This window comes from Paenibacillus sp. S33, from assembly GCF_053615415.1.
Genome location: NZ_JBSIEZ010000002.1, coordinates 259423 through 286421 on the forward strand (window position 1 = coordinate 259423; position 26999 = coordinate 286421).

A 26999-nucleotide genomic window follows, 5' to 3' on the forward strand; every position below is an offset into this window, starting at 1 on the left:
AAGGATAAATACGGATACGAAAGACTCATCACTTATTTCTCAAGACATGAAGTAATTGGGGAAGAAATTTTTCCGTATCTTGGTACTGCCATTCACTAAACGGACTGGTATATTTGCGTTTATGGGAGGATTTCACGGAATGTCGCTGGGGAGTCTGGCTGTTACCAGCAACATTCAGAAAAGATCTTCCTCCGGCATAGCATTATCCGATGTTACCTTTTTCCCATACTCCGAGAGTCCAATTGACTCATTCGATACTATTGAATACATGGAAGCCGTTCTAAACGACGGTCACTCGGGAATCGAAAAACCGGCGGCTATTATATTTGAAACCATTCAGGCGGAAGGCGGCGTAAATATAGCTTCACCCGAATGGATGCTCAGGCTGAGGGAACTTAGCGACAGACACGGTATTCTACTGATTTGCGATGACATTCAGGTTGGCTGCGGACGCACCGGACCGTTCTTTTCATTTGAACGTGCCGGGATGATCCCTGATATTGTACTGCTTTCCAAGTCAATCAGCGGGTATGGCCTTCCCATGTCTATTCTGCTGATGAAACCGGAACTTGATGTCTGGAAGCCTGGTGAGCATAACGGTACGTTCCGGGGAAACCAGCTTGCTTTCATTGGAGCTACAGCTGCGTTGGAATATTGGGAAATGAATAATTTGGAACAGTCTGTGAAATATAAGGAAGCATTTGTAAGAGAATATTTAACCAAGCAGATTTTGTCATTACATAAGGGCCTGACCATTCGGGGTGCAGGTTTGATTTGGGGTATTGATTTTTCCAATGTGGAGGATGAGCGAATCACGCAAAAAGTAGTAGAGGAATGTTACCAAAACGGTTTAATCATCGAAAGCGCAGGAAGAAAAGACAGTGTTATAAAACTTATGCCTCCGTTAACCATCGAGCTTGAACTTTTGCAGCAGGGTTGTTCAATTATCAGACAAGCTATTCAAGAGAATATAAATAAAGTATTGGAGGTCGAAAGTTATGGATAAAATCGCCATTATAGGAATAGGATGCCGTTTGCCAGGAGGAATAAGGGGGCCTGAGGAGTTCTGGGAAGCATTGACTGCGGGAAAAGATATGACTTCCGATTTACCCGAAGGCCGCTGGGATTTAGAAAAGTTTTATGATCCTGACAAATCAAAGCCAGGCAAGCATTACACCTGTCATGGTGGATTTTTAGATAAAATAGATGAGTTTGACCCTTTGTTTTTTGGTATTTCTCCAAGGGAAGCGGCCTTTCTTGATCCACAGCAAAGACTGATGCTGGAGACATCATGGGAAGCAATGGAAGATGGAGGCTTGGATCCGGCCAAGCTAGCAGGAACCAATACCGGTGTCTTTGTAGCGGGCTTCACCCTTGACTATCAAGCAATACAATTTAAAAACGAATCGGTTGAAAGTTTAGATACACATTCGGCAACGGGTATGATGATGACAATGTTGTCCAACAGGATTTCATATATATATGATTTCAGAGGTCCAAGTTTGTCTGTAGATACAGCGTGTTCGGGCTCTTTGGTTGCAACACACCTTGCATGCGGGAGTTTATTGAATAATGAATGTAATCTCGCAATAGCAGGCGGAGTAAGTGTTATAGCTACACCTGAGTATACCATAGCGGAAAGTAAGGGTGGTTTTTTATCTCCCGATGGACGGTGCAAAACTTTCGATTCCAGTGCAAACGGTTATGCAAGAGGAGAAGGAGCCGGCGTTGTGGTTTTAAAACGCCTGTCAGATGCTATCGAAGACGGAGATAGGATTTATGCCGTAATAAGTGGATCGGGTGTAAACCAGGACGGCCACACAGACGGGATTACTGTTCCAAACGGGCAGGCTCAGGAAAACTTAATGAAGGAGGTATACAAAAAGGCAGGAATATCACCTTCAGATATAACATATATTGAAGCTCACGGCACCGGCACTCCGGTTGGAGACCCTATTGAGGCTAATGCAATAGCACGAGTGGTTTCAACAGACAGGCCAAAAGATAAAAAGTGTATTGTCGGATCTGTTAAGACAAACATTGCCCACCTTGAGGCCGCTGCAGGAGTTGCCGCACTGATAAAAGCTTCACTAATCATAAAGCATAAGCAAATACCTCCACATCTGCACTTTAAGAATCCAAACCCTAAAATTCCCTTTGACGATTTATATATACGAATTCCTCAGACCCTGGAGCCTTTGCCGCAACCCGCATTGGTTGGCATAAATTCATTCGGTTTTGGAGGAACAAATGCCCATATCCTCTTGGAGGAAGCTACAGATCTCCAAAAAGAGGGTACTCCTGAAGTTAATGTAAATACCGGATGGCCATATATGATTCCCATATCTGCGCGCTCAGAAAAGGCGCTAAAAAACTATGCGCAAAAGTATGTTGATTTTATTAATGGAAGTGGAGAAAGTATTTCTTTATATGATATTGGAAGCATGATGAGCAAAAAGCGCACCCATCATGACTATAGACTAGCGGTTTCGGCATCTTCAAAGGAAGAACTTGCAGGAAACCTGGAAGCGTATATTAAAGGACAAGCACGCCAGGGGATGTCTGCGGGAAATGTTGAGGCAGGAAAGTACAATAAAGCTGTTTTTGTATATACAGGTATGGGGCCCATATGGTGGGCTATGGGCAGACAGCTCCTTGAAAAAGACCCTGTGTTTAGAAATATGATAGAAAAATGCGATAAACTTACACGTCAGTATGCTGGATGGTCTCTACTGGAGGAACTTCTCGCCGATGAGGAGAATTCACGTTTGGACCAGCCCCAGTTTGCTCAACCTGCCAATTTTGCTGTTCAGGTGGGTTTGACTGAAGTATGGAAATCCTTGGGTATTATACCCCATGCGGTGGTAGGACACAGTGTTGGAGAAGTGGCTTCTACATATGTTGCAGGAATTTACAGCCTTGAAGATGCCATGTTGGTAAGTATTCACAGAAGCCGTGCACAGCAAAAAGCAGTAAACAAGGGCACAATGCTGGCGGTAGGTTTACCAGAAAAAGAAGTTGTGGCCCTGCTGGATGAGAACATAAAAGGTGTTTCAATGGCAGCAATCAATAGCCCAAATTCGGTAACTTTGTCAGGTGATCCTGATGCCCTTGAGCAGATCCAAAAACAGTTGCAGGATAAGGGGGTTTTTGCGCGGCTTTTAAAGGTCAATGTAGCGTATCACAGTTACCAAATGGAACCATATGAGCAGGAGCTATTGGAGGCATTAAAAGGAATAAAGTCCCAGCCTGCCGGGATACCGATATATTCCACGGTTACAGGGAAAATGCTGACGGGTACAGAGTGTGATGGACATTACTGGTATAAAAATGTAAGAGAGCCGGTACGTTTTGAAGCAGCAATGTATGAAATGATTTCGTTGAATTATAACTTATTTATTGAGGTGGGCCCTCACCCTGTTTTAGCAGCTTCTATTTCTGATTGTCTGTCAGCTAAAAACGTTGAAGGTAAGAAGTTGTTCTCTATAAAAAGAAATGAAAACGAACAGGTTTCAATACTGGAGAACTTAGGGAATCTATATGCACTGGGATACCCTATAGATTGGAACAAGATTTACCGGTACCAAGGTGAGTTTGTAAGTCTCCCTCTTTATCCATGGCAATGGGATAAATACTGGATGGAAACGCAGGAATCAAGTGAATTTAGGCAGGGAAAAAATAAGCACAAGTTTTTAGGACGCCGTTTGAAAACTTCCAGCCCTATATGGGAGATTGAACTTAATACTACCTATATGACGTATCTTTCTGATCATAAAATACAAGGTATAGAAGTTTTCCCCGGAGCAGGGTATGTAGAGCTGGGAATGGCTTGTGCCAGAAGCTATTTTGGAGAGGGTTTTTATACAGTTGAAGATATAAAGTTTGAAAATGCTTTATTTTTAAATCAAGGAGTATCACCTGTGGTGCAGGTGGTTTTGGATCCAAAAACCGCAAAATTCGAGATTTCAAGCAGGATACCGGGACAAGATAAGACTTGGACATGCAATGCATCCGGCACAATAAGAAAACGGCAAAACATAAAGATCACTGCTAAAGATGAGTTGATTCAAATACTTGGCAATTGTACCAAAGAATACGGAAAAGAAGTATGTTATAAAACCTTCTATCAAATGGGTTTCCATTATGGTCCTTATTTCCAAGGTATAGACAAGATATGGAAAGGTGATAACGAAGCTCTTGGCAGGATCGAGATCCCTAAAATACTGGAGATTGATAGCTCTATCTACGGTCTTCACCCGGCGGTATTGGACGCCTGTTTCCAGGTTACCATTGCGGCAGTTGCACCACTTAATGAAGATGAAAATAACGAAGGCCAATCATTCCTACCTGTAGGAATAGACAGGGTGCAGCTTTATGGAAGGCCGGAGCCTGTCATGCTTTGTCATACGCAGATGGTAGATAGGAAAGATAATAATTTGAACGCCAACATCCGTCTATATAGTGAGGACGGAAATCTAATCGCCGAAATACTGGGCATAAGAACTAAGGAACTTGGAAATAGTGGAGGGTCTGATGCTGGAAGAGTTAAGGATTATCTTTATGAGATAAACTGGGAGCTTCTAAAAAGTGAAGAAGTTGATACCCGCACAGCTGCTGCTAACTCTGGAGCATGGCTTATTTTTGTGGATCATAAAGCAGCAGGAAAAGAACTGGCAAATCTCCTTGAAAAAAGGGGAGAAGAATGCTTTATGGTATATCCTGGTGAGAATTTTGGTTGGCAGTATGAAGAGCGTGAGATATATATAAACCCTCGAAGCATTGAGGATCTTAGAGCGTTGTTTGATGAATTCTCAAAAATTAAAACGAAGCTAACAGGTATTGTATATATGTGGAGCCTCAATATCCTTGAGATCCAGGAAGTTAGCAATACAGCTATAGAAAAAGCTTGTTTTGAAAACCTGTTTGTATTAAAACACCTGGTACAAGCAACCACAAATCTGGGATTAAATTTTAAGCTGTGGGTTATTACAAGAGGAGCCCAAATGATCAACAGGGCTACTCCAAATTCTGCATTCTTACAGTCGTTGGTATGGGGCCTTGGCACCGTCATAGGTTACCATGAGTTGCCTTCAAATTGGGGAGGCCTTGTAGACCTTGACATAGAGGCCAATGCGGGTGAAATGGAAATGCTGTTAAAAGAAGTCTTAGGTAATGGAGAGAACCAAATTGCTTTCCGTAATGGGAATAGACTTGCAGCAAGAATCGATAAACTGCGGATTGATATGCAGCATCAAGTACCCGTACATCTTCGCCCCGATGGAAGTTATGTTATTACAGGTGCTTTTGGTGGCATAGGTATGATTACAGCCCAGTGGATGGTTGCCAAGGGAGCAAGACATCTGGTACTGCTTGGACGCGGAGAATTTCCAAAACGTTCTGAATGGAACAATGTAGAGCCAGGCAGCAGCCTTGCAGAGAGGATTGAGTTTGTTCGTAAGCTGGAGTCCCAGGGGGCAACAGTATATATTGGATCAGTGGATGTAACTGATGAGGAAAAGCTTGCTGGATTTTTTAAAGATTTTGATAAGGAAGAAAGGCCTCCTATTCGAGGTGTTGTACATTCTGCTGGTATTACGGATGATCAATTTCTTGAGGTTAGTAAAGATGAGACTTTTTATAGGGTCCTTTCGCCTAAGGTAAATGGTGCATGGAACCTTCACCGTATGACAGAGGGACGGCCTATTGACTTCTTTATTTTATTTTCTTCAGTTGCTTCTGTATTTGGTTCACCAGGCCAGGGAGCATATGCAACTGGGAATGCCTTTTTGGACTCACTTGCACATTACCGTTTATCGAGAGGACTTCCTGCACTGAGTATCAATTGGGGACCATGGTCAGAGGTTGGAATGGCTGCAAGGTTTATGGAACGTGATCCGGAGTATTATATACAAAAATCCATAGAATCTGTAACGGTAGAAAAGGGAATTAGGGCTATGGAGCACCTTGTTGGAGAAGCTGTTGCACAGTCTGTGGTTCTACCTATACTCTCGTGGCAAACGTTTGGGGAAAAATGGTTCTCACCCATGAGTTCTCCACATGTGCTTAAAACTCTTTTGCAAGATGAGTCAGGACAACAAGAGAATATAAATAAATCAAAGGTGGATGTTGATATCCTGGAGGATATTATTTCATCTCCAATACAGAGCAGGCAGAATATCGTTGAAATGCATATTAAAACAATAGTAGCGAAGGTTTTGCGTTATAATCCTGAGGATCTAAGTACCAAACAACCACTAACTGTTTTTGGGATGGATTCATTAATGGCCACCGAAATAAAAAACAGGATGGAGGTTGCCTTTAAAACACCTGTTTCCATAGTAGAACTTCTTAAGGGTTCCAGCATATACGATCTTTCCGAGCAAATGATATCAAAGCTATACGAATCGGGAAAGATTTCAGAACAGGATTCCCTAAATATGGGTAAGGCTGAGCTTGAAAGAATACCTAAAGTTTCTGAAAAAGAGTACTATGAAACCTCATCTGCACAAAAGATGATGTATATCATTAATAATCTTGAGGGTAACAACATTGGGTATAACATACCTGTGGGAATTTTATTTGAAGGTGGGATTGAAAGGGTTGCCCTTGGGGGAGCATTAAAAACATTGATACAAAGGCATGAAGCATTTAGGACATCCTTTAAGATGATTGATGGGGAGCTTGTGCAAAGGATACAAGATGAAGTTGATTTTACTATAGAATATTTTGAGTCTGAGGAAGACGGAGTAGAGAAAATAATCGATGAATTTGTAAGACCGTTCGATTTAAGCAAAGCACCCTTAATAAGAGTAGGTCTTATAGAAATCCATGCTAGCAGGCAAATACTTTTGCTTGATGTACATCATATAGTCTCGGATGGAACTTCAATAATCAGGACTTTTGATGAAATAGTTTCTATATTAAGTGGTGAAAGCCTTCCGGCAATGGAGGTGCAATATAAGGATTTTGCCCAGTGGCAGAATGGCTTGTTTAGCACTGAGGTTTACAAAAAGCAGGAAGAATACTGGCTTAATAGGTTCAAGGGTGAAATTCCTATCCTTGATATGCCTACAGATTATCCTAGGCCTGTCCTTCAAAGCTTTGAAGGAAATAGGTTGCTATTTGATTTAGACAGTCATTTGATGGATAAATTAAATGTACTTTCCTCCCAAACAGGAGCCACCGTGTATATGATACTTCTTGCGGCATTAAATACACTAATGTATAAATACTCAGGACAGGAAGACATAATTATTGGTACTCCTATAGCGGCAAGAACTCATTTTGATACTGAAAGAATACTGGGGATGTTTATAAATACCCTGGCATTAAGGAATTTCCCAGAGGGAAATAAGGCCTTTACTGAGTTCTTGGAAGAAGTAAAAGAAAGCTCCTTAGAAGCATATGAAAATCAGGAATACAGGTTTGATCAGTTTGTGACAAAACTTAACGTAAAGAGAGATTCAAGCAGAAATCCTTTATTTACTGTTATGTTTAATATTGTTCCTTCTGATGAGCATATTATGGAACATCGTGGTGAATTAAAGTATTCCAAATATCCGGTTGAAAGTAAAACATCAAAATTTGACCTAACATTCCAGTTGATACCAGATGGTCATAATATAATATTATGGATGGAATATGCTACACGTCTGTTTAAGAAGGAGACGGTAGAAAGGCTTGTTCAGCATTACTTTAATATCCTTGAAGAGATAACCTCAAACCCTGAAAAAAAACTATCAGAAATCAATATGTTATCCCAAGAAGAAAAGGAGCGAATAATATACGGCTTTAACGATACGAAGGTTGAATTTGAACATCACCTGACGGTACACCACCTGTTTGAGCAGCAGACGAAAGTACGTCCAGACAATATAGCAGTAGCGTATGAAGGCCGTAGATTTACATATGGCCAGATCAACCAAAGGGCAAACAGGATAGCAAGGTACATGCTAAAGGCTGGCACTGGTAGAGAAGAAGCCGTAGTTGTCATGCTGGAGAGGGGACCCTTATTTGTAGAATCGGTACTTGGTATATGGAAAGCAGGGGGGGCTTACATACCTGTAAATCCAAAATACCCTACACAAAGGGTGCTTGATATATTTAAGGAATCTAAAGCTGCCTATGTGTTGACCTTATCAGATTATGTGACCCAGCAGCTTAGTGAGAACTATAAAGGCCGAATTATATACCTTGACCAGTGTGAAAAAGAGATTGAGGCTGAAAGTGGCGAAAACCTAGATCTAGATATAGACATAAATAGTTTGGCCTATGTTATATATACATCTGGTTCAACTGGTGTACCAAAGGGAGCTATGATAGAGCATCTTGGCATGATAAACCACATCCATGCGGAAATAAAGGAACTTTGTATAACTAACAACAGCATAATATCCCAGAACTCGCCTCAATACTTTGATGTATCTGTATGGCAGTTCTTTGCAGCCCTAACCATAGGAGCTCAAATTATCATCTATCCAGATGAAATAGTAAAGGATGTTGCAAGGTTTACGAATCGGATCATAGAAGATGGCATAACGGTCCTTGAGGTGGTACCTTCATACCTTGCTTTAATGCTTGAGTATGTGGAAAATACAGGGAATAAACCGGAAAAACTTCATTACTTGCTGATAACGGGAGAAACCGTAAAATCCGGCATAGTAAGGAAATGGTTTGACCTATGTCCAAATACTAAAGTAGTTAATGCCTACGGACCTGCAGAGGCAGCGGACGATATTACTCTATATACTATGGAAGCTGCTCATGAAGGAGAGAACATTCCTGTAGGCAAGCCTATACAAAATATGAATCTATATATAACAGATAAAAACATGAACCTGTGCCCTATCGGAGTAAAAGGAGAGATCTGCGTCTCTGGAACAGGTGTAGGAAGGGGTTATTTAAATGACCCTGAAAAAACAGCCCATGTATTCCTTGAAGATCCTTTCAGAGAAGAAAAGGGGATAAGGCTGTACAAAACAGGAGACCTGGGAAGATGGCTGCCTGACGGGAATATCGAATTCCTGGGCAGAATAGACCATCAGGTTAAGATCCGCGGATACCGAATAGAGCTTGGAGAAATAGAAGCTCAGCTTCTAAAACATTCTTCAATAAAAGAAGTTGTGGCAGCAACAAGGGAAGACCCCCAAGGGAACAAGTACATCTGTGCATATATAGTTGGAGAAAGTGAATTGACAATACCGGAATTAAGGGAGTATCTCTCCAAAGATCTGCCAGACTACATGATCCCTTCATATTTTGTACAGTTGGAAAAACTGCCTTTATCAGCGAATGGCAAGGTAGATAGAAATGCCCTGCCTGCCCCTGATGGAAATATTAATACAGGGGTAGACTATGCTGCACCATTCGGTGAAATTGAGGAGAAGCTTGTACTGATATGGAGCCAAATCCTTGGAGTCCAGAAGATTGGAGTAAATGATAACTTCTTTGAATTAGGAGGAGACTCATTAAAGGCAACCAATCTTGTATCAAGGGTTCATAAAGAATTTGACATAGAATTTGCATTAAAAGAAGTATTTATGGGTCCTACAATTTCGGCAATAGCAAAAAGTATTAAAAATAGACTTAACGATACAGTGGAAATCGAAGAAATTTTAAGCATGATTGAAAATCTATAAATAGGAATTAAAAGAGATGAAATAGAGAAGAGGGACGAAGTTATGGATAATTTGATGAAAAGAATAGAATCTCTTTCTCCAGAAAAAAGAAAGCTATTTGAGACGATGCTAAAAGAAAAAGGAAAAGATGTTTCAAAATATACGCCAAATGCCTTTTCTGGAATACCTTCTGCCAGAGAGCAGGAATTTTACCCTATGTCATCTGCCCAGAAAAGGCTGTATATACTAAACGAGCTTGAAGGAGCAGGTACTGCATATAACATGCCAGGCGTCGTACTGCTGGAAGGAAACATTGATGCAGTACGCTTCGAACAGGCATTCAAGGAGCTAGTAAAAAGACATGAGGCTCTGCGCACATCATTTCATATGGTTGAGGGTGAACCAGTACAAAAGGTTCATGATTACGTGGATTTCAGTATTACGTACCTGGAACTGGATGAAGAAAAAGCAGCAGAAATAGTCAAAGAATTCATAACGCCCTTTGATCTTAGCCAAGTTCCATTACTGAGAGTAGGACTTGTAAAAACGAACGAAGACAGGCGTGTTATGATGTTTGACATGCACCACATAGTATCAGATGGTATATCAGTCAATATACTTATGAGTGAGTTTTTGGATTTGTACCAAGGGAAGACCCTTTTGCCACTACGGATACAGTACAAGGATTTTTCTGTATGGCAGAAGGAGATGTTTGCCGGAGACTCAATAAAGAAGCAGGAAGAATACTGGCTCCAGACATTTAAGGGTGATATACCGGTACTGGATATGCCTACTGACTATCCAAGACCGGCGGTACAAAGTTTTGAAGGAGATGCTGTAAGCTTTGAAATAAACCCTGAACTTTCAGTCAAACTAAATAAGCTTGCAACAGATAATGGAGCTACCTTATACATGGTACTGATGGCTGCATATAACGTACTCCTGTCCAGATACACTGGACAGGAAGACATCATAGTTGGAAGTCCTGTAGCCGGAAGGCCCCATGCTGACCTGCAGGGTATCATTGGTATGTTTATAAATACCTTGGCCATAAGGAACTATCCTGAGGGAGAAAAGACCTTCGTCCAATTCTTGCAGGAAGTAAGGGAAAATGCGTTTTTGGCTTTTGAAAATCAGAACTACCAGTTTGAAGAACTTGTAGAAAAACTTAATCTCATGAGGGACATGAGCAGGAATCCTCTTTTTGACACTATGTTTGCACTGCGCACTTCAAACAAGACAGAATTTGCAGCATCGGGTATAAACTTCAAACAATACAACAACTGGCTGGAAGGCAGAAAGGCAAAATTTGACCTTATGCTTGAAGTGGTAGAGGGTCAAGAAGGTATAACATTTAACCTTGAATATTGTACCAGGCTGTTTAAGAAGGAGACAATAAAAAGGTTTGGAACCCATTACATAACCGTTCTTGAAGAGATAACGGTATGCCCTGAAAAAAGGTTGTGGGAAATTGATGTACTGTTACAGGAAGAAAAACAGCAAATCCTATATACCTTTAACGCTACAGAGGCACAGTATCCTAAAAACAAGACTATCCATCAGCTTTTTGAAGAGCAGGCAGAGAAGAACCCTGATCATGTAGCTGTGGTATTTGAGGGTAAAAAGCTTACATATAGTGAACTCAATAAAAAATCAAATGGGTTGGCCCATGTATTAAGGGCTAAAGGAGTCAAACCGGACAGTATCGTAGGTATTCTGGCAGAACGCTCACTTGAGATGATAGTAGCAATCCTAGGGGTATTAAAAGCAGGAGGGGCATATCTTCCCATAGATCCAGATTATCCTGAGGAAAGAATAAGTCATATGCTGGAAGACAGCCGGGCAGTGATCCTGTTGACCCAATCACATTTTATAGACAAATATACATCAATAGGTACAGTAATAAATTTAGAAGATGAGCAGGAATATTCAGATGAACAATATAACTTATCGGAGGTAAATAAACCTTCCGATCTAGCTTACTTAATATATACCTCAGGCTCTACAGGTAAACCCAAAGGGGCAATGATAGAGCATAGAAACATAGTAAGGCTGTTATTTAACAGTAAAATGCAGTTTGATTTTAACGAAAATGATGTATGGACTATGTTTCATTCTATGAGTTTCGATTTTTCCGTATGGGAGATGTACGGGGCGTTGTTATATGGGGGCAGATTGGTGGTAGTTCCTAAAATGACAGCACGCAGCAATGTAGAGTATCTGAGACTTCTAAGGAATGAGAAGGTGACCGTATTAAATCAGACACCTTCAGCCTTCTATAATATAGCCAATGAAGAAGTATCATATGAAGAAAAAGAACTTAAGATAAGATATGTCATATTCGGAGGGGAAGCATTAAAGCCTGCATTGTTGAAGGAATGGAGAAAGAAGTACCCGCAGACTAGACTCATCAATATGTATGGAATAACCGAGACAACAGTGCATGTCACATATAAAGAGATAGAAGAGGAAGAAATTAGATCTAATGTGAGCAGCATAGGAAGGCCTATACCAACCCTTACAACATATGTAATGGATAAGAACATGAAAGTTGTTCCCATTGGAGTAGCCGGAGAGCTTTGTGTAGGAGGAGACGGAGTTTGCAGAGGATATCTTGGAAGACCGGAGCTTACAAAGGAAAAGTTCGTTCAAAATCCGTACAAGCCGGAAGAGAGGTTATATAGATCTGGAGACCTGGTCCGGTTATTATCTGATGGAGAAATGGAATACCTGGGTAGAATAGACCACCAGGTAAAGATAAGAGGCTTTAGGATAGAGCTTGGTGAAATAGAAGCACAACTGCTAAAGCATCCTTCAATTGAGGAATCTTTGGTGATTGCAAAGGAAGACCATCAGGGCAGTAAATACCTGTGTGCATATATAGCGGGAGAAAATGAGCTGACAATATCAGAACTAAGGGAGCATCTCTTAAAAGAACTGCCCGAATACATGGTACCATCATACTTTGTGCAGCTTGAAAAAATGCCATTGACAGCTAATGGCAAGATAGACAGGAAGGCATTGCCTGAACCCGAAGGTAATATAAATACGGGAATAGAGTATGAAGCGCCTATAGGCGAATTTGAAGAGAAGCTTGCACTGATTTGGCAAGACATCCTTGGAATTAAGAAGATAGGAAGAAATGACAACTTCTTTATGTTAGGTGGACACTCTTTAAAGGCTACAAGCCTTGTAGCGAGAATTCACAAAGAGTTCAATATAGACATGCCTCTTAAGGAAATATTTAAGGCTCCAATTATAGCGGAAATAGCAAGGTATATGAAGGAAGCAAAGGAGAGTATATATCAATCCATCCAAACTGCTAAAGAGATGGAATACTACCCTATGTCATCAGCCCAAAGAAGGCTGTATATATTAAATCAGTTTGAAGGAGCAGGGACAGCATACAATATGCCAGGCAGCTTGCTGGTTGAAGGCAGTATTGATCTGGAGCTTTTTCAGAAGACCTTCCAACAGCTTATAAATAGGCATGAGACCCTTCGAACATCTTTCCATTTCATAGAGGGTGAACCCGTCCAGAAGATCAATGATCCTGTGGGTTTTAGTGTAGTGTATCTAGAATCTGACGAAGAAAAAGTGGGGGAAATCGTAAAAGAATTTATAAAGCCGTTTGATCTTGGAATTGCTCCGCTGCTAAGAGTAGGCCTTGTGAAAACGGGAAAAGACAAGCATGTCATGATGTTTGACATGCACCATATCATATCTGACGGTACGTCCATGGATATACTGGTACATGAGTTCATGGATATGTATGGAGGAAATAACCCTTCTTCCCTCCGTATACAGTACAAGGACTATTCTGTTTGGCAGAAGGAACTATTTGCTGGGGACAAAATAAAGAAGCAGGAGGAATACTGGCTCCAGGAATTTAATGGAGAAATTCCTGTGCTGAATATGCCAGTAGATTACCAAAGGCCTTCGGTTCAAAGCTTTGACGGAGGTTTTATCCGTTTTGAAGCAGGCAGTGAGCTTACGGGAAAACTTATTAAGCTTGCAAGGGATAATGGGGCTACTCTTTACATGACATTGCTTGCTTCATACAACATACTGCTGTCTAAGTATACGGGGCAGGAAGATATTATAGTGGGAAGCCCTATAGCTGGAAGACCTCATACAGATTTACAAGACATAATAGGTATGTTTGTAAATACTTTAGCCATGAGGAACTATCCCCAGGGAGAAAAGACCTTTGCTGAGTTTCTAAAGGAAGTAAGGGAAAACTCTATAAGGGCTTATGAAAATCAGGACTACCAGTTTGAAGAACTGGTGGAAAAGCTTAATGTAAAGAGGGATATGAGCAGGAATCCTCTTTTTGATACTATGTTTGTATTGCAAAATACCGGCTCATCAGAATTGAAGATAGATAGGCTTAAGTTTATACCCTATACAAATGAATTTAGAATATCCAAATTTGACTTGACATTAAATGCTCGGGAAACCCAGGAAGGTATTGCATTTGATTTGGAATATGCCACAAGGCTGTTCAAGAAAGAGACTGTAGAAAGGTTTGCAGCCCATTACCTTAATGTTCTGGAAGAGATAACGGTTTATCCTGGAAAAAGGTTGTCAGAAATTGATATGCTTTCACAGGAAGAAAAGCAGAAAATACTATATGACTTTAACGATACAAAGGTCCGGTATCCTAAGGATAAGACTATACATCAACTGTTTGAAGAGCAGGTAGAAAAGACACCCAATAATATTGCTGTAGTGTTTGAAGATAAACAGCTGACTTATAAGGAAGTAAACGAAAAGGCAAACCAACTGGCCAGAAAATTAAGAGAAAAGGGAATAAAACCTGATAGTGTAGTGGGAATTATGGTAGAACGTTCCCCGGAAATGATCATAGGGATCATGGCTGTCCTAAAAGCTGGGGGGGCTTATTTACCCATAGCTCCTGAATACCCTGAAGACAGGATCCAGTTTATGCTTGATGACAGTGGCAGCCAAATTATTCTGATACAGGATAAATTTATAAATGCTAAAGGTAGTTACAGAAATGCTGAATTTATTAGCATAGAAAATCAGGAACTATTTACTGGGGATGTATCAAATCCAAAGTTAATTAGTAAACCTGAAAACTTGGCTTATGTAATATATACATCCGGTTCTACCGGCAAACCCAAAGGGGTAATGATAGAGAACTACTCCGTAATCAACCGGATCAACTGGATGCAGAAGCAATACCCGATAGCTGAAGGTGATGTGATCCTGCAGAAAACTCCCTATACCTTTGACGTATCGGTATGGGAATTATTGTGGTGGAGCTTTACTGGGGCCAAAGTCTGCCTGCTGATACCGGGAGGAGAAAAAAATCCGGAAGAAATCGTGAAGGCAATCGAAAAAAATAAAGTTACCACAATGCACTTTGTACCATCCATGTTGAGTGTATTTTTAGAGTATGTAGAGGAAAAGGGGATAATAGAGGAAATAGCAAGCTTAAAGCAGGTATTTGCCAGTGGAGAAGCACTGAACCTGAAGCAAGTAGAAAAGTTCAACAAGCTGCTGTACAAAGAAAAAGGAACAAGCCTGCATAACCTGTACGGACCAACAGAAGCAACAGTAGATGTATCCTACTTTGGCTGCTCTACGGAAGAAGAATTGGAGCTTGTACCTATAGGAAAGCCCATAGATAACATTAAGTTGTATGTTGTGAGTAAGGAAAAGGGCCTGCAGCCGATAGGAGTAGCGGGAGAACTATGCATAGCAGGGGATGGACTGGCAAGAGGGTACTTGAACAGACCGGAACTTACAGAAGAAAAATTCGCAGCAAACCCATTCGCACCGGGTGAAAGGATGTACAGGACAGGTGACCTGGCAAGGTGGCTGCCTGACGGCAACCTAGAATATCTGGGCAGGATCGACCATCAGGTAAAGATAAGAGGCTACAGGATAGAACTGGGTGAAATAGAGAACCGGTTATTAAAGCATGAAGCAATAAAAGAAGCGGTGGTATTGGACAAAGAAGGAGCTGACGGAAATAAGTATCTTTGTGGATACGTCGTACCGGATCAAGAAATAACCGTACAGGGGATGAGGGAACACTTGTCAAAAGAGCTCCCGGACTACATGATCCCTTCCTACTTTGTGCGGATGGAAAAGCTGCCATTGACCCCTAATGGAAAAATAGACAGGAAAGCATTGCCTGTGCTCGATAGCAATGTTAATACCGGCGTAGAATACGTAGTACCTTCGGGAGAAATAGAGGAGAAACTTGCGCTGTTGTGGCGGGATATCCTTGGAATAGAGAAGGTAGGAAGAAATGATAACTTTTTTATGCTTGGGGGACACTCGTTAAAGGCAACAAGCCTTGTAGCAAGAATTCACAAAGAGTTCAATATAGACATACCTCTTAAGGAAATATTCAAGACACCAACCATCTTAGAAATTGCCAGATATATTAAAGACTCAAAGGAGAGCCTATATCAGTCAATCCAACCGGCAGGAGAAATGGAATACTACCCTATGTCATCTGCACAAAGAAGGCTGTATATACTAAACCAGCTTGAAGGGGCAGGGACAGCATACAACATGCCTGGTATTATGCTGCTGGAAGGAAGCATTGATACAGCGTGTTTCCAGGAAGTCTTCAGGCAGTTGGTAAAAAGGCATGAGACTCTTAGAACATCGTTCCACATGATCGATGGTAACCCGGTCCAGAAGGTTCATGACCATGTGGAATTCAGCGTGATGTACTTTGAAACTAACGAAGAAAAAGCCGCAGAGTATGCTGGGGAATTTGCCAGACCTTTTGATCTTGGCAAGGCTCCTCTGCTAAGGGTAGAGCTTGTAAAAACGGGAGAAGACAGGCATCTTATGATGTTTGATATGCATCACATTATATCCGATGGTGTCTCCATGGACATACTGATTCGTGAGTTTATGGATCTTTATGAAGGAAACAACCCTCCAGCACTTCGGATACAGTACAAGGACTACGCTGTATGGCAGAATAAACTGTTTGATGAGGGCGGAATTAGCAGCCAGGAGGAATACTGGCTCCAAGCATTCCAGGGAGAAATACCTGTACTGAGTATGCCGCTAGACTATCCAAGGCCTGTAATACAAAGCTTTGAAGGGGATTTTTTTAGCTTTGAAGCAGGCAGTGAGCTTACGAATAAATTAAACAAGCTTGCAAGGGATAATGGGGCTACGCTTTACATGACACTGCTCGCGGCATACAACATATTGCTGTCTAAGCACACCGGACAGGAAGACATAATCGTTGGAAGCCCTATAGCCGGAAGGCCACATTCAGACCTGCAGGATATCCTTGGTATGTTTGTAAATACCTTGGCTATGAGAAATTACCCCAAGGGAGATAGTACCTTTGTAGAATTCTTGAATGAAGTAAGAGAAAACGCTCTAAGGGCTTATGACAATCAGGATTACCAATTTGAAGAACTGGTTGAGAAGCTTAACTTGAAGAGGGACATGAGCAGAAACCCACTGTTTGATACTATGTTTACCATGCAAAATGCCTCTAAGGTAGAATTTGCAGTACCTGGTATAAGCTTCAGACCTTTTAATAACGGGCTAGAGTATAGAATATCAAAATTTGACCTATCCATTGATGCAATAGAGCGTGAAGATGGTATGGCTTTTAGCTTTGAATATTGTACTCGGCTTTTCAAAAAAGAGACTATAAAAAGGTTGGCGGCTCATTACCTTAACGTGTTGGAAGAGATAACCGCAAATCCGTTTAAAAGGTTGTCGGAAATAAATATGTTGTCCCAGGAGGAAAAACAGCAAATAATCTATGGCTTCAATGATACAAAAGTAGAATATCCTAAGGATAAGACCATACAAGAGCTATTTGAAGAACAAGTGGAAAAGACGCCTGATAACATAGCAGTAGTATTTGAAGATAAATACTTGACTTACGGAGAACTTAATGAAAAGGCCAATCAACTGGCTTGGATCTTAAGGGACAAGGGATTAAAACCTGACAGTGTAGTAGCTATAATGGTAGACCGGTCCATAGAAATGATAATAGGTGTAATTGCTGTATTTAAAGCAGGAGGCGCGTATTTACCCATAGACACCGAATATCCTGAAGAACGAATCAGATATATGATCGATGACAGCTTGGCTGGAATTATTCTTACGCAAGAACATCATAAAGAAAAAATTAAATTTGATCTTGATATTATAAGCTTTGATGACTGTGTGAATTACAACGGGAGAACAGAAAATCTTCCTGTCATTAATAAATCTTGTAATTTAGCATATGTCATTTATACATCAGGAACCACAGGAAAGCCAAAGGGGATCATGATAGAGCATAGAAGTCTTGTCAACATATCTTACGCATGGAAAAAGGAATATAGGCTTGCGGATATGGATGTAAAGCTGTTGCAAATCGCAAGTTTTTCTTTTGATGTATTTGTGGGAGATGTTTCGAGAACGCTGCTCAACGGAGGCCAAATGGTTATTTGTTCATCCGAGGAGAGATACGATCCTGCACGATTATATTCACTTATTAAAACCCATAAAATAACCATCTTTGAATCCACACCGGCACTGATTATTCCTCTTATGGATTATATCCATGATAATGCTTTGATTATTGATAGCCTCAAGTTGCTTATACTTGGATCAGATACTCTCTCTGTGGAAGATTATGAAAGATTACAATCCTGGTATGGAGAGAAACTGCGGGTTGTTAATAGCTATGGGGTTACTGAGTCCACCATAGATTCCAGTTATTACGAAAAGAGACTGGGAAGCTATTTGGAATCCGGGAGTGTACCTATCGGAAAGCCAATGCAAAATATAAAATACTACGTTGTTGACAAACACTTGAGACCTCAGCCTACAGGGGTTTTGGGTGAGTTGTGCATAGGGGGAGAAGGGCTTGCAAGGGGATATCTAAACCGGCCCGAACTGACAGCTGAAAAATTTGTACCTAACCCGTTTATACCAGGGGAAAGGATGTATCGTACAGGGGATCTGGCCAGATGGCTGTCTGATGGGAATATGGAATTTTTAGGAAGAGTAGATCATCAGGTAAAGATAAGGGGATTTAGAATAGAGCTGGGGGAAATAGAAGCACAACTGCTAAAGCACGTTTCAATAAAGGAAGCAGTGGTTATTGCAAGGGAAGATCAGAAGGGAAACAAGTATCTGTGTGCCTATGTGGCAGGGGAAAATGAATTAACAATAGCAGAACTAAGGGGACATCTCTTAAAGGACCTTCCAGACTATATGATACCATCCTATTTTATGCAGTTAAAAAAGCTGCCGCTGACTCCCAATGGCAAAATAGATAGGAAGGCATTGCCCGAACCTGACGGCAATATCGATGCTGGAATAGAGTATGTCGCACCCTTGGGTGAAGTGGAGGAGAAACTTGCGGGGTTGTGGCAGGATATCCTTAGTATAGAGAAAGTGGGAAGAAACGACAATTTCTTTGAGCTGGGGGGACATTCCTTAAGGGCAGCAAATCTTATTGCCAGGATTCACAAAGAGTTCAATGTAAACATACCGCTTAAAGAAATATTTAAGAGCCCAAATATGTCTGAAGTTGCCGAGTGCATCAAGATTGCAAAGGAGAGTGTATTTCATTCTATTGGGCCGGCTGGGGAGATGGAGTACTATCCAATTTCATCCGCCCAGAAAAGGCTGTATATTCTAAACCAGCTTGACGCAGTTGGGATGGCATACAACATGCCTGGTATTATGCTAATTGAAGGCAAACTCGATAAACTGCGCTTTGAACAGGCTTTTAGGGAGCTTGTTGACAGACATGAGTCTTTCCGTACCTCATTCCATATGATAGATGGTAAACCGGTACAAAAGGTCCATAGCAATGTGGATTTTAGTGTTATGTATATGGAAACCGATGAGGAAAGAGCTGCGAAAATAGCCAGTGAATTTATTAGGACCTTTGACCTTGATGAGGCTCCTTTACTTAGGGTTGGGCTTATAAAAGTTGGAGAAGACAGATATATTATGATGTTTGATAAGCACCATATTATATCTGACGGGGTGTCTGACGACATACTGGTAAGAGAATTTATGAGCCTGTATGAAGGTAAGGAACTTCCGGAACTTAAGATTCAGTACAAGGATTTTTCCGTATGGCAGAACAGGCTGTTTGCTGATGGGACAATTAGTAAGCAGGAAGAATACTGGCTCCAAGTATTCAAAGGAGAAATTCCTTTGCTTAATATGCCGCTAGACTACCCTAGGCCAGCTATACAGAGTTTTGAGGGAGATGTGATCAGTTTCAAAGCAGGCAAGGAGCTTGCTGTTAAACTGAACAAACTTGCAGTGAATAATGGTGCCACGCTCTACATGGTACTTTTAGCTTCATACAATGTCCTTTTATCCAAGTACACCGGACAGGAAGATATTATAGTTGGAAGTCCCGTTGCAGGAAGGCCGCATACTGATCTTCAGGACGTTATTGGTATGTTTGTAAACACGCTAGCCATGAGGAATCACCCTCAAGGTGGAAAGACTTTTGTGGACTTCCTTAATGAAGTAAGAGAAAACTCCTTAAGGGCTTACGAAAACCAAGATTACCAATTTGAAGAACTGGTAGATAAGCTTAACCTGGAAAGGGATCTGGGCAGAAATCCACTTTTCGATACTATGTTTGTACTGCAAAATATCGAGGCATCAGAAGTGAAGATGGATGGGCTAAGGTTTATGCCCTATGACAGTGAAGTAAGAATATCCAAGTTTGACTTGACTTTAAACGCTGAGGAAACAGAGGACGGTATTGCATTTGAATTGGAGTATGCTACCAGGTTGTTTAAGAAAGAGTCAGTTATAAGGCTTATTGCCCATTACCTTAATGTATTGGAAGAGGCAGCAGCCTTTCCTGAAAAAAGGCTATTAGAAATTGATATGCTGTCACAAGACGAAAAACATCAAATATTATATGAATTTAATAATACAAAAGCAGGATACCCTCGGGAAAAGACCATCCATCAGATTTTTGAGGAACAGGTGGAACGGACACCCAATAATATTGCTGTAGTGTTTGAAGATAAACAGCTGACTTATAGGGAGCTAAACGAAAAGGCAAACCAACTGGCCAGAAAATTAAGAGAAAAGGGAATAAAACCTGATAGTGTAGTGGGAATTATGGTAGAACGTTCCCCGGAAATGATCATAGGGATCATGGCTGTCCTAAAAGCTGGGGGGGCTTATTTACCCATAGCTCCTGAATACCCTGAAGACAGGATCCAGTTTATGCTTGATGACAGTGGCAGCCAAATTATTCTGATACAGGATAAATTTATAAATGCTAAAGGTAGTTACAGAAATGCTGAATTTATTAGCATAGAAAATCAGGAACTATTTACTGGGGATGTATCAAATCCAAAGTTAATTAGTAAACCTGAAAACTTGGCTTATGTAATATATACATCCGGTTCTACCGGCAAACCCAAAGGGGTAATGATAGAGAACTACTCCGTAATCAACCGGATCAACTGGATGCAGAAGCAATACCCGATAGCTGAAGGTGATGTGATCCTGCAGAAAACTCCCTATACCTTTGACGTATCGGTATGGGAATTATTGTGGTGGAGCTTTACTGGGGCCAAAGTCTGCCTGCTGATACCGGGAGGAGAAAAAAATCCGGAAGAAATCGTGAAGGCAATCGAAAAAAATAAAGTTACCACAATGCACTTTGTACCATCCATGTTGAGTGTATTTTTAGAGTATGTAGAGGAAAAGGGGATAATAGAGGAAATAGCAAGCTTAAAGCAGGTATTTGCCAGTGGAGAAGCACTGAACCTGAAGCAAGTAGAAAAGTTCAACAAGCTGCTGTACAAAGAAAAAGGAACAAGCCTGCATAACCTGTACGGACCAACAGAAGCAACAGTAGATGTATCCTACTTTGGCTGCTCCACGGAAGAAGAATTGGAGCTTGTACCAATAGGAAAGCCCATAGATAACATTAAGTTATATGTTGTGAGTAAGGAAAAGGGCCTGCAGCCGATAGGAGTAGCGGGAGAACTATGTATAGCAGGGGATGGACTGGCAAGAGGGTACTTGAACAGACCGGAACTTACAGAAGAAAAATTCGCAGCAAACCCATTCGCACCGGGTGAAAGGATGTACAGGACAGGTGACCTGGCAAGGTGGCTGCCTGACGGCAACCTAGAATACCTGGGCAGGATCGACCATCAGGTAAAGATAAGAGGCTACAGGATAGAACTGGGTGAAATAGAGAACCGGTTATTAAAGCATGAAACAATAAAAGAAGCAGTGGTATTGGACAAAGAAGGAGCTGACGGAAATAAGTATCTTTGTGCGTACGTCGTACCGGATCAAGAAATAACCGTACAGGGGATGAGGGAACACTTGTCAAAAGAGCTCCCGGACTACATGATCCCTTCTTACTTTATGCAGATGGAAAAGCTGCCATTGACCCCTAATGGAAAAATAGACAGGAAAGCATTGCCCGAGCCTGACGGAAGTATGAGTACGGGAACAGAATATGTAGCGCCGCGGAATGAAGTGGAAGAGAAACTGGTTGAAATATGGCAGGAAGTGCTTGGAGCAAAACAGGTAGGAATAAGGGACAACTTCTTTAAAATAGGCGGAGATTCTATACGTGCAATATCATTAGTCAGCACAATATGCAAAAAGTTGGATATAAACATCCAAATCAGGGATATATACATGAATCCTGATATTGAGAGATTGTCTGCATTCTTAAAAGTAAAAGATACGGAAGCTTTTAACAGTAAGATGGGTAAAGCAAGGGAAGAACTGGAGTTATTTAAACAGCGAATATTGATGAATGAAACTCTCTCAGAAAAGTTACCTTCGGACATGGAAGATATATATCCGATGAGTCACATAGAGCTGGGTATGATTTATCATTCCAAAAAAGACTATGAAAATGCAGTTTATCATGACCAATTTGCATTTCATCTGAATGACAAAGACTTTGATTTCCCAGCATTTAAAGAAGCGATGCTTCTAATGACGTCAAAACATGATATTTTAAGGACGGTTTTTAATTTAGAGGATTTTGAAACTCCTGTGCAAATTGTTTACAAGGGCAGTAGTCTTGATATTGAGCAGATAGATATCATGAATTTTAGCAGGACAGGGCAGGTTGAGTATATAAACAAATATTTGGAAAATGACAGAGCGAATCCGTTTGATATATCAAAGCCCCTTTGGAGGATAAGAATATTCAAACTTGACGCAAACCATATTTGTCTGGTTCTGATATTCCACCATGCTATCCTGGATGGCTGGAGTGTTGCTTCATTGATTACGGAAGTTTCAAACCTATACTCTAAGCTTAAGCAAGAAAAAGATTATATACCAACACGGCTTAAATGCAGCTATAAAGATTATATAGCAGACCAAATGACAATTAAGGACAACCAGGAAGTAATTAATTATTGGAGAGAGGAATTAAGTGAATATAAAAGGTTGAATATGCCTGCAAATATTCATGGAAAAACAAAAAAATCTTATAAAGTAGACCATGTAACACGCCATTTAAGTCAGGAATTTTTAGGTGATTTAAGAAGTACTGCCAGAAGATATGATGTAAGCTTAAAGACACTTTGCTTTGCTGCATACACTTATATGCTCAATATGCTTTCATACGAGGATGACTTTGTCGTAGGTTTGGTAGAAAATAACAGACCTGTATGCGAAGATGGAGATAAGATGCTGGGGTGCTTCTTAAATACGGTTCCCGTCAAAATGTGTTTTGATAAAATCGATATATGGGAGGAATTGATAAAAGTTGCAGAAAAGAAATTAATAAACTTAAAGCTTTATGGAAGACTGCCTTTATTTGAGATCATAAATATCCTGGGCGGAAAAGAAAACAAAGAGGAAAATCCTTTATTTGATACCATATTCAATTATGTGGATTTTCATATATATAACGAGATAATAAACAAAGAAATCGGTGATGTTAAAGATAGAATTTCAGTTGATGAATATGAAGCAACCAATACAAGTCTTGACTTTACAGTAAGTAATACATTCGATGATCTTAATATAAGCTTGATCTACTCGGACAAAGTATTGGAAAGAAAACAGGCAGAAGAGTGTATAGACTATTTTATTAATATTTTAAATATGTTTATCCATAACCCCAAAGGGTCAGTTGACAAGCTTATTATATTAAGTCATGAAGAAAGAAAGCAGTTGCTGATAGACTTTAATAATACTAAGAAAGACTATCCGCAGGACAAAACCATACATGAGCTGTTTGCTGAGCAGGTGGAAAGGACACCTGACAACATAGCTGTGGTATATGAAGACAAGCACTTGACTTACAGGGAATTGAACGGAAAGGCAAATCATTTGGCCAGAGTATTGAGGAACAAAGGGGTAAAGCCTGACCGTATTGTAGGAATTATGGCCGAACGTTCATTTGAGATGATTGTGGGGATATTTGCCATATTGAAAGCTGGAGGGGCGTATCTGCCGATAGATCCTAATTATCCTGATACAAGGATAAAGTATTTGTTGGACGATAGTGGTTCCCAGATCCTTTTGACCTCCAGGACCTTTATGGAAAATAAGCAGATTGATGCGGATATTATATATCTGGAGGAAGAATATTTAAATGAAGAGAACTCAAAGCTTGAAAATGTAAACAAACCCTCGGACCTTGCGTACGTCATTTATACATCAGGTTCGACAGGGAAGCCCAAAGGTGGAATGATTGAGCATACTAGCGTTGTAAACATAATTACAGCCCTCCAGGCCATGTATCCGCTTAAAGCGGAAGACGCTTTTCTATTTAAAACAACTTATACCTTTGACGTATCCGTAGCTGAGATATTTGGCTGGTTCCTCAACGGAGGAAAGCTTGTAATATCACGCCAAGGTGTGGAAAAGGAAGCTATGGAGTTAGTAGAGGTAATAAACAAGCATAAGATAACCCATGTAAACTTTGTACCATCAATGCTGAATATAATGGTGCATACTTTAAAAGATAATGGTATAAAACTGCCATCAACTCTCAGGTATATTTTTGCTGCTGGAGAAGCGCTGCCCAAAAAGCTTGTCCATGAGCTTTTCGATGTCTCAGAGAACACATCTCTGGAAAATATCTATGGGCCTACAGAGTCCACGATATATGCAGCGGGTTACAGTATAACAAAGAAAATAGCAGAAGAACTTATAACAGTACCTATAGGGAAAGCTTTACAGAATGTATACCTTTATATACTGGACAAGCACAACCAATTAACTCCTGTAGGAGTGGCCGGTGAACTTGTGATAGGTGGAAGCGGTCTTGCAAGGGGCTATTTGAATAGACCTGAACTGACAGCAGAAAAATTTGTACCTAACCCGTTTATTCCCGGCGAAAAAGTGTACCGCACAGGGGACTTAGTAAGGCGGCTTCCTGATGGGAACATCGAATTCATGGGCAGGATCGACCACCAGGTAAAGATAAGAGGCTTTAGAATAGAGCTTGGAGAAATTGAAGCACATCTGGTGAAGCACACTGCTATTAAGGAAGCAGTGGTTATTGCAAAGGAAGAGCAGCAAGGGAAGAAGTACCTGTGTGCATATATTGTAGGGGAAAATGAATTGACCATTTCCGAGCTAAGGGAGCATCTCTTAAACGAACTACCTGACTACATGGTACCAGCATATTTCATGCATCTGGAACAGCTGCCATTTAATGCCAACGGTAAAATTGATCGGAAAGCATTGCCTGAACCACAGGGGAATATTAATACCGGAGTAGAGCATGTAGTTCCTAGAAACGAAAGAGAAGAAATACTGGCCAAAGTATGGGAAGACGTACTAAAAACTGAAAACATCGGGGTAAAAGATAATTTCTTCAGCCTTGGAGGAGACTCAATAAAAGCCATACAGGTAATGTCGCGTCTTAACGTCCATGGGCTAAAGCTTGAAATGCGGGACTTATTCAAACATCCTGTAATTGAGGAACTCGTCGAATATATACAATCTACAAGCCGAAGAATTCATCAAGGCCCGGTAGAAGGCATAGTACCGATAACACCTATACAAAGATGGTTGTATAAACAAGACAGCAAGGATATCCATCATTTTAATCAGGAAATAATGATATATGGGCGTAACGGATTTGAAGAAGCTATTATTCGAAAAGTATTGTCAAAGCTTGTAGAGCACCACGATATTTTTAGAACAGTGGTAAAAATAGAGGATCAAAATATACTCCAATACAACAAAAACCTTGAAGGTGAACATTTTTCATTGGAAATTGTAGACCTTAGGGACAGCTATAATTACCGGGAAAAAATAGAGCTGGAAGCGTCGAGGATTCAGAGGAGCATGGACTTGTATAACGGTCCTTTAGTTAAGGTTGGTCTGTTTAAGACTAAAGAAGGGGACCACCTGCTAATAGCTATTCACCACCTTGTAGTTGATGGGGTATCGTGGAGAATCATACTGGAAGATTTGGACATAGGATACAGACAGGCGCTAAACAATGATGAAATAAAATTCAGCAACAAGACCGACTCTTTCAAAGATTGGGCACAGAGGCTTGATGAGTATGCCAATAGCCCTGAACTATTAAAAGAAATAAATTACTGGACCAATTTGGAAAAAACTGAAACAATACCGCTTCCAAAAGACCGAGAGATTGAAGAAAGAAGGTATATGAATAACAATAGCGTCAAGATCGAGCTGAGTATTGAAGAGACTGAGAAGATGCTAAAGCGGGTAAACCATGCTTATAACACAGAAGTAAACGACATATTGCTTACCGCCTTGGGATTAGCAGTGAGGGAATGGACCGGAAATGATAAGGTTCTGATCAGTCTGGAGGGGCACGGCAGGGAGGAAATCATTAAAGACATTGACATAAGCAGGACCGTGGGATGGTTCACCACCCAGTATCCCGTGGTGTTAGATGTCAGCGGACAACTCGATATTTCCCGCATGATCAAATCGGTAAAAGAAAACATCAGGCAGATACCTAACAAAGGGATAGGTTACGGCATACTAAAATATCTTACCTTGCCGGAAAACAAAGCCGATTTAAATTTTAATCTAAACCCTGAAATAAGCTTCAATTACCTCGGTCAATTCAACCAGGATAATGTAGACAATTTATTTGGAGTGTCTGATATTCCTGCCGGAGAGTCTACAGGACCAAACTATAAAAGTGAGTATTGTATTGATATTAACGGCGGAACTGTAGAAGGCGGGAAGCTGGAATTAAACTTTAGCTACAACCAGGGCGAGTATGAGAAGAGTACTATTGAAGGGGTAGCGGTGAGTTTTAAAAAGCATTTAGTAAACATAATAACCCATTGTGCAGAAATGGACTATTCAGAAGCTACACTCAGTGATTTTACAGTAGACGATCTGAATATGGATGAGTTTGAAGACGTATTGAATAACTTCGAATAA

Annotated in this window: 2 protein-coding genes and 1 pseudogene; all 3 read left to right on the plus strand. The window is 40.7% G+C overall.

All coding sequences use genetic code 11. The features are described from left to right. Window positions 1–97: 97 nt before the first annotated feature. A pseudogene (locus tag ACWGXJ_RS26275) lies at window positions 98–1006 on the plus strand (aminotransferase class III-fold pyridoxal phosphate-dependent enzyme); the annotation flags it as partial. Next, the gene (locus tag ACWGXJ_RS26280) at window positions 999–9638 is read left to right on the plus strand and encodes an amino acid adenylation domain-containing protein (protein ID WP_452568126.1); all 8640 of its coding nucleotides are present in this window, start codon (window positions 999–1001) and stop codon (window positions 9636–9638) included. The pseudogene ACWGXJ_RS26275 and the gene ACWGXJ_RS26280, both read left to right, overlap by 8 nt. Window positions 9639–9680: 42 nt before the next feature. Further along, entirely contained in the window at window positions 9681–26999 is a 17319-nt protein-coding gene (locus ACWGXJ_RS26285; protein ID WP_452568127.1) for a non-ribosomal peptide synthase/polyketide synthase, read from the plus strand.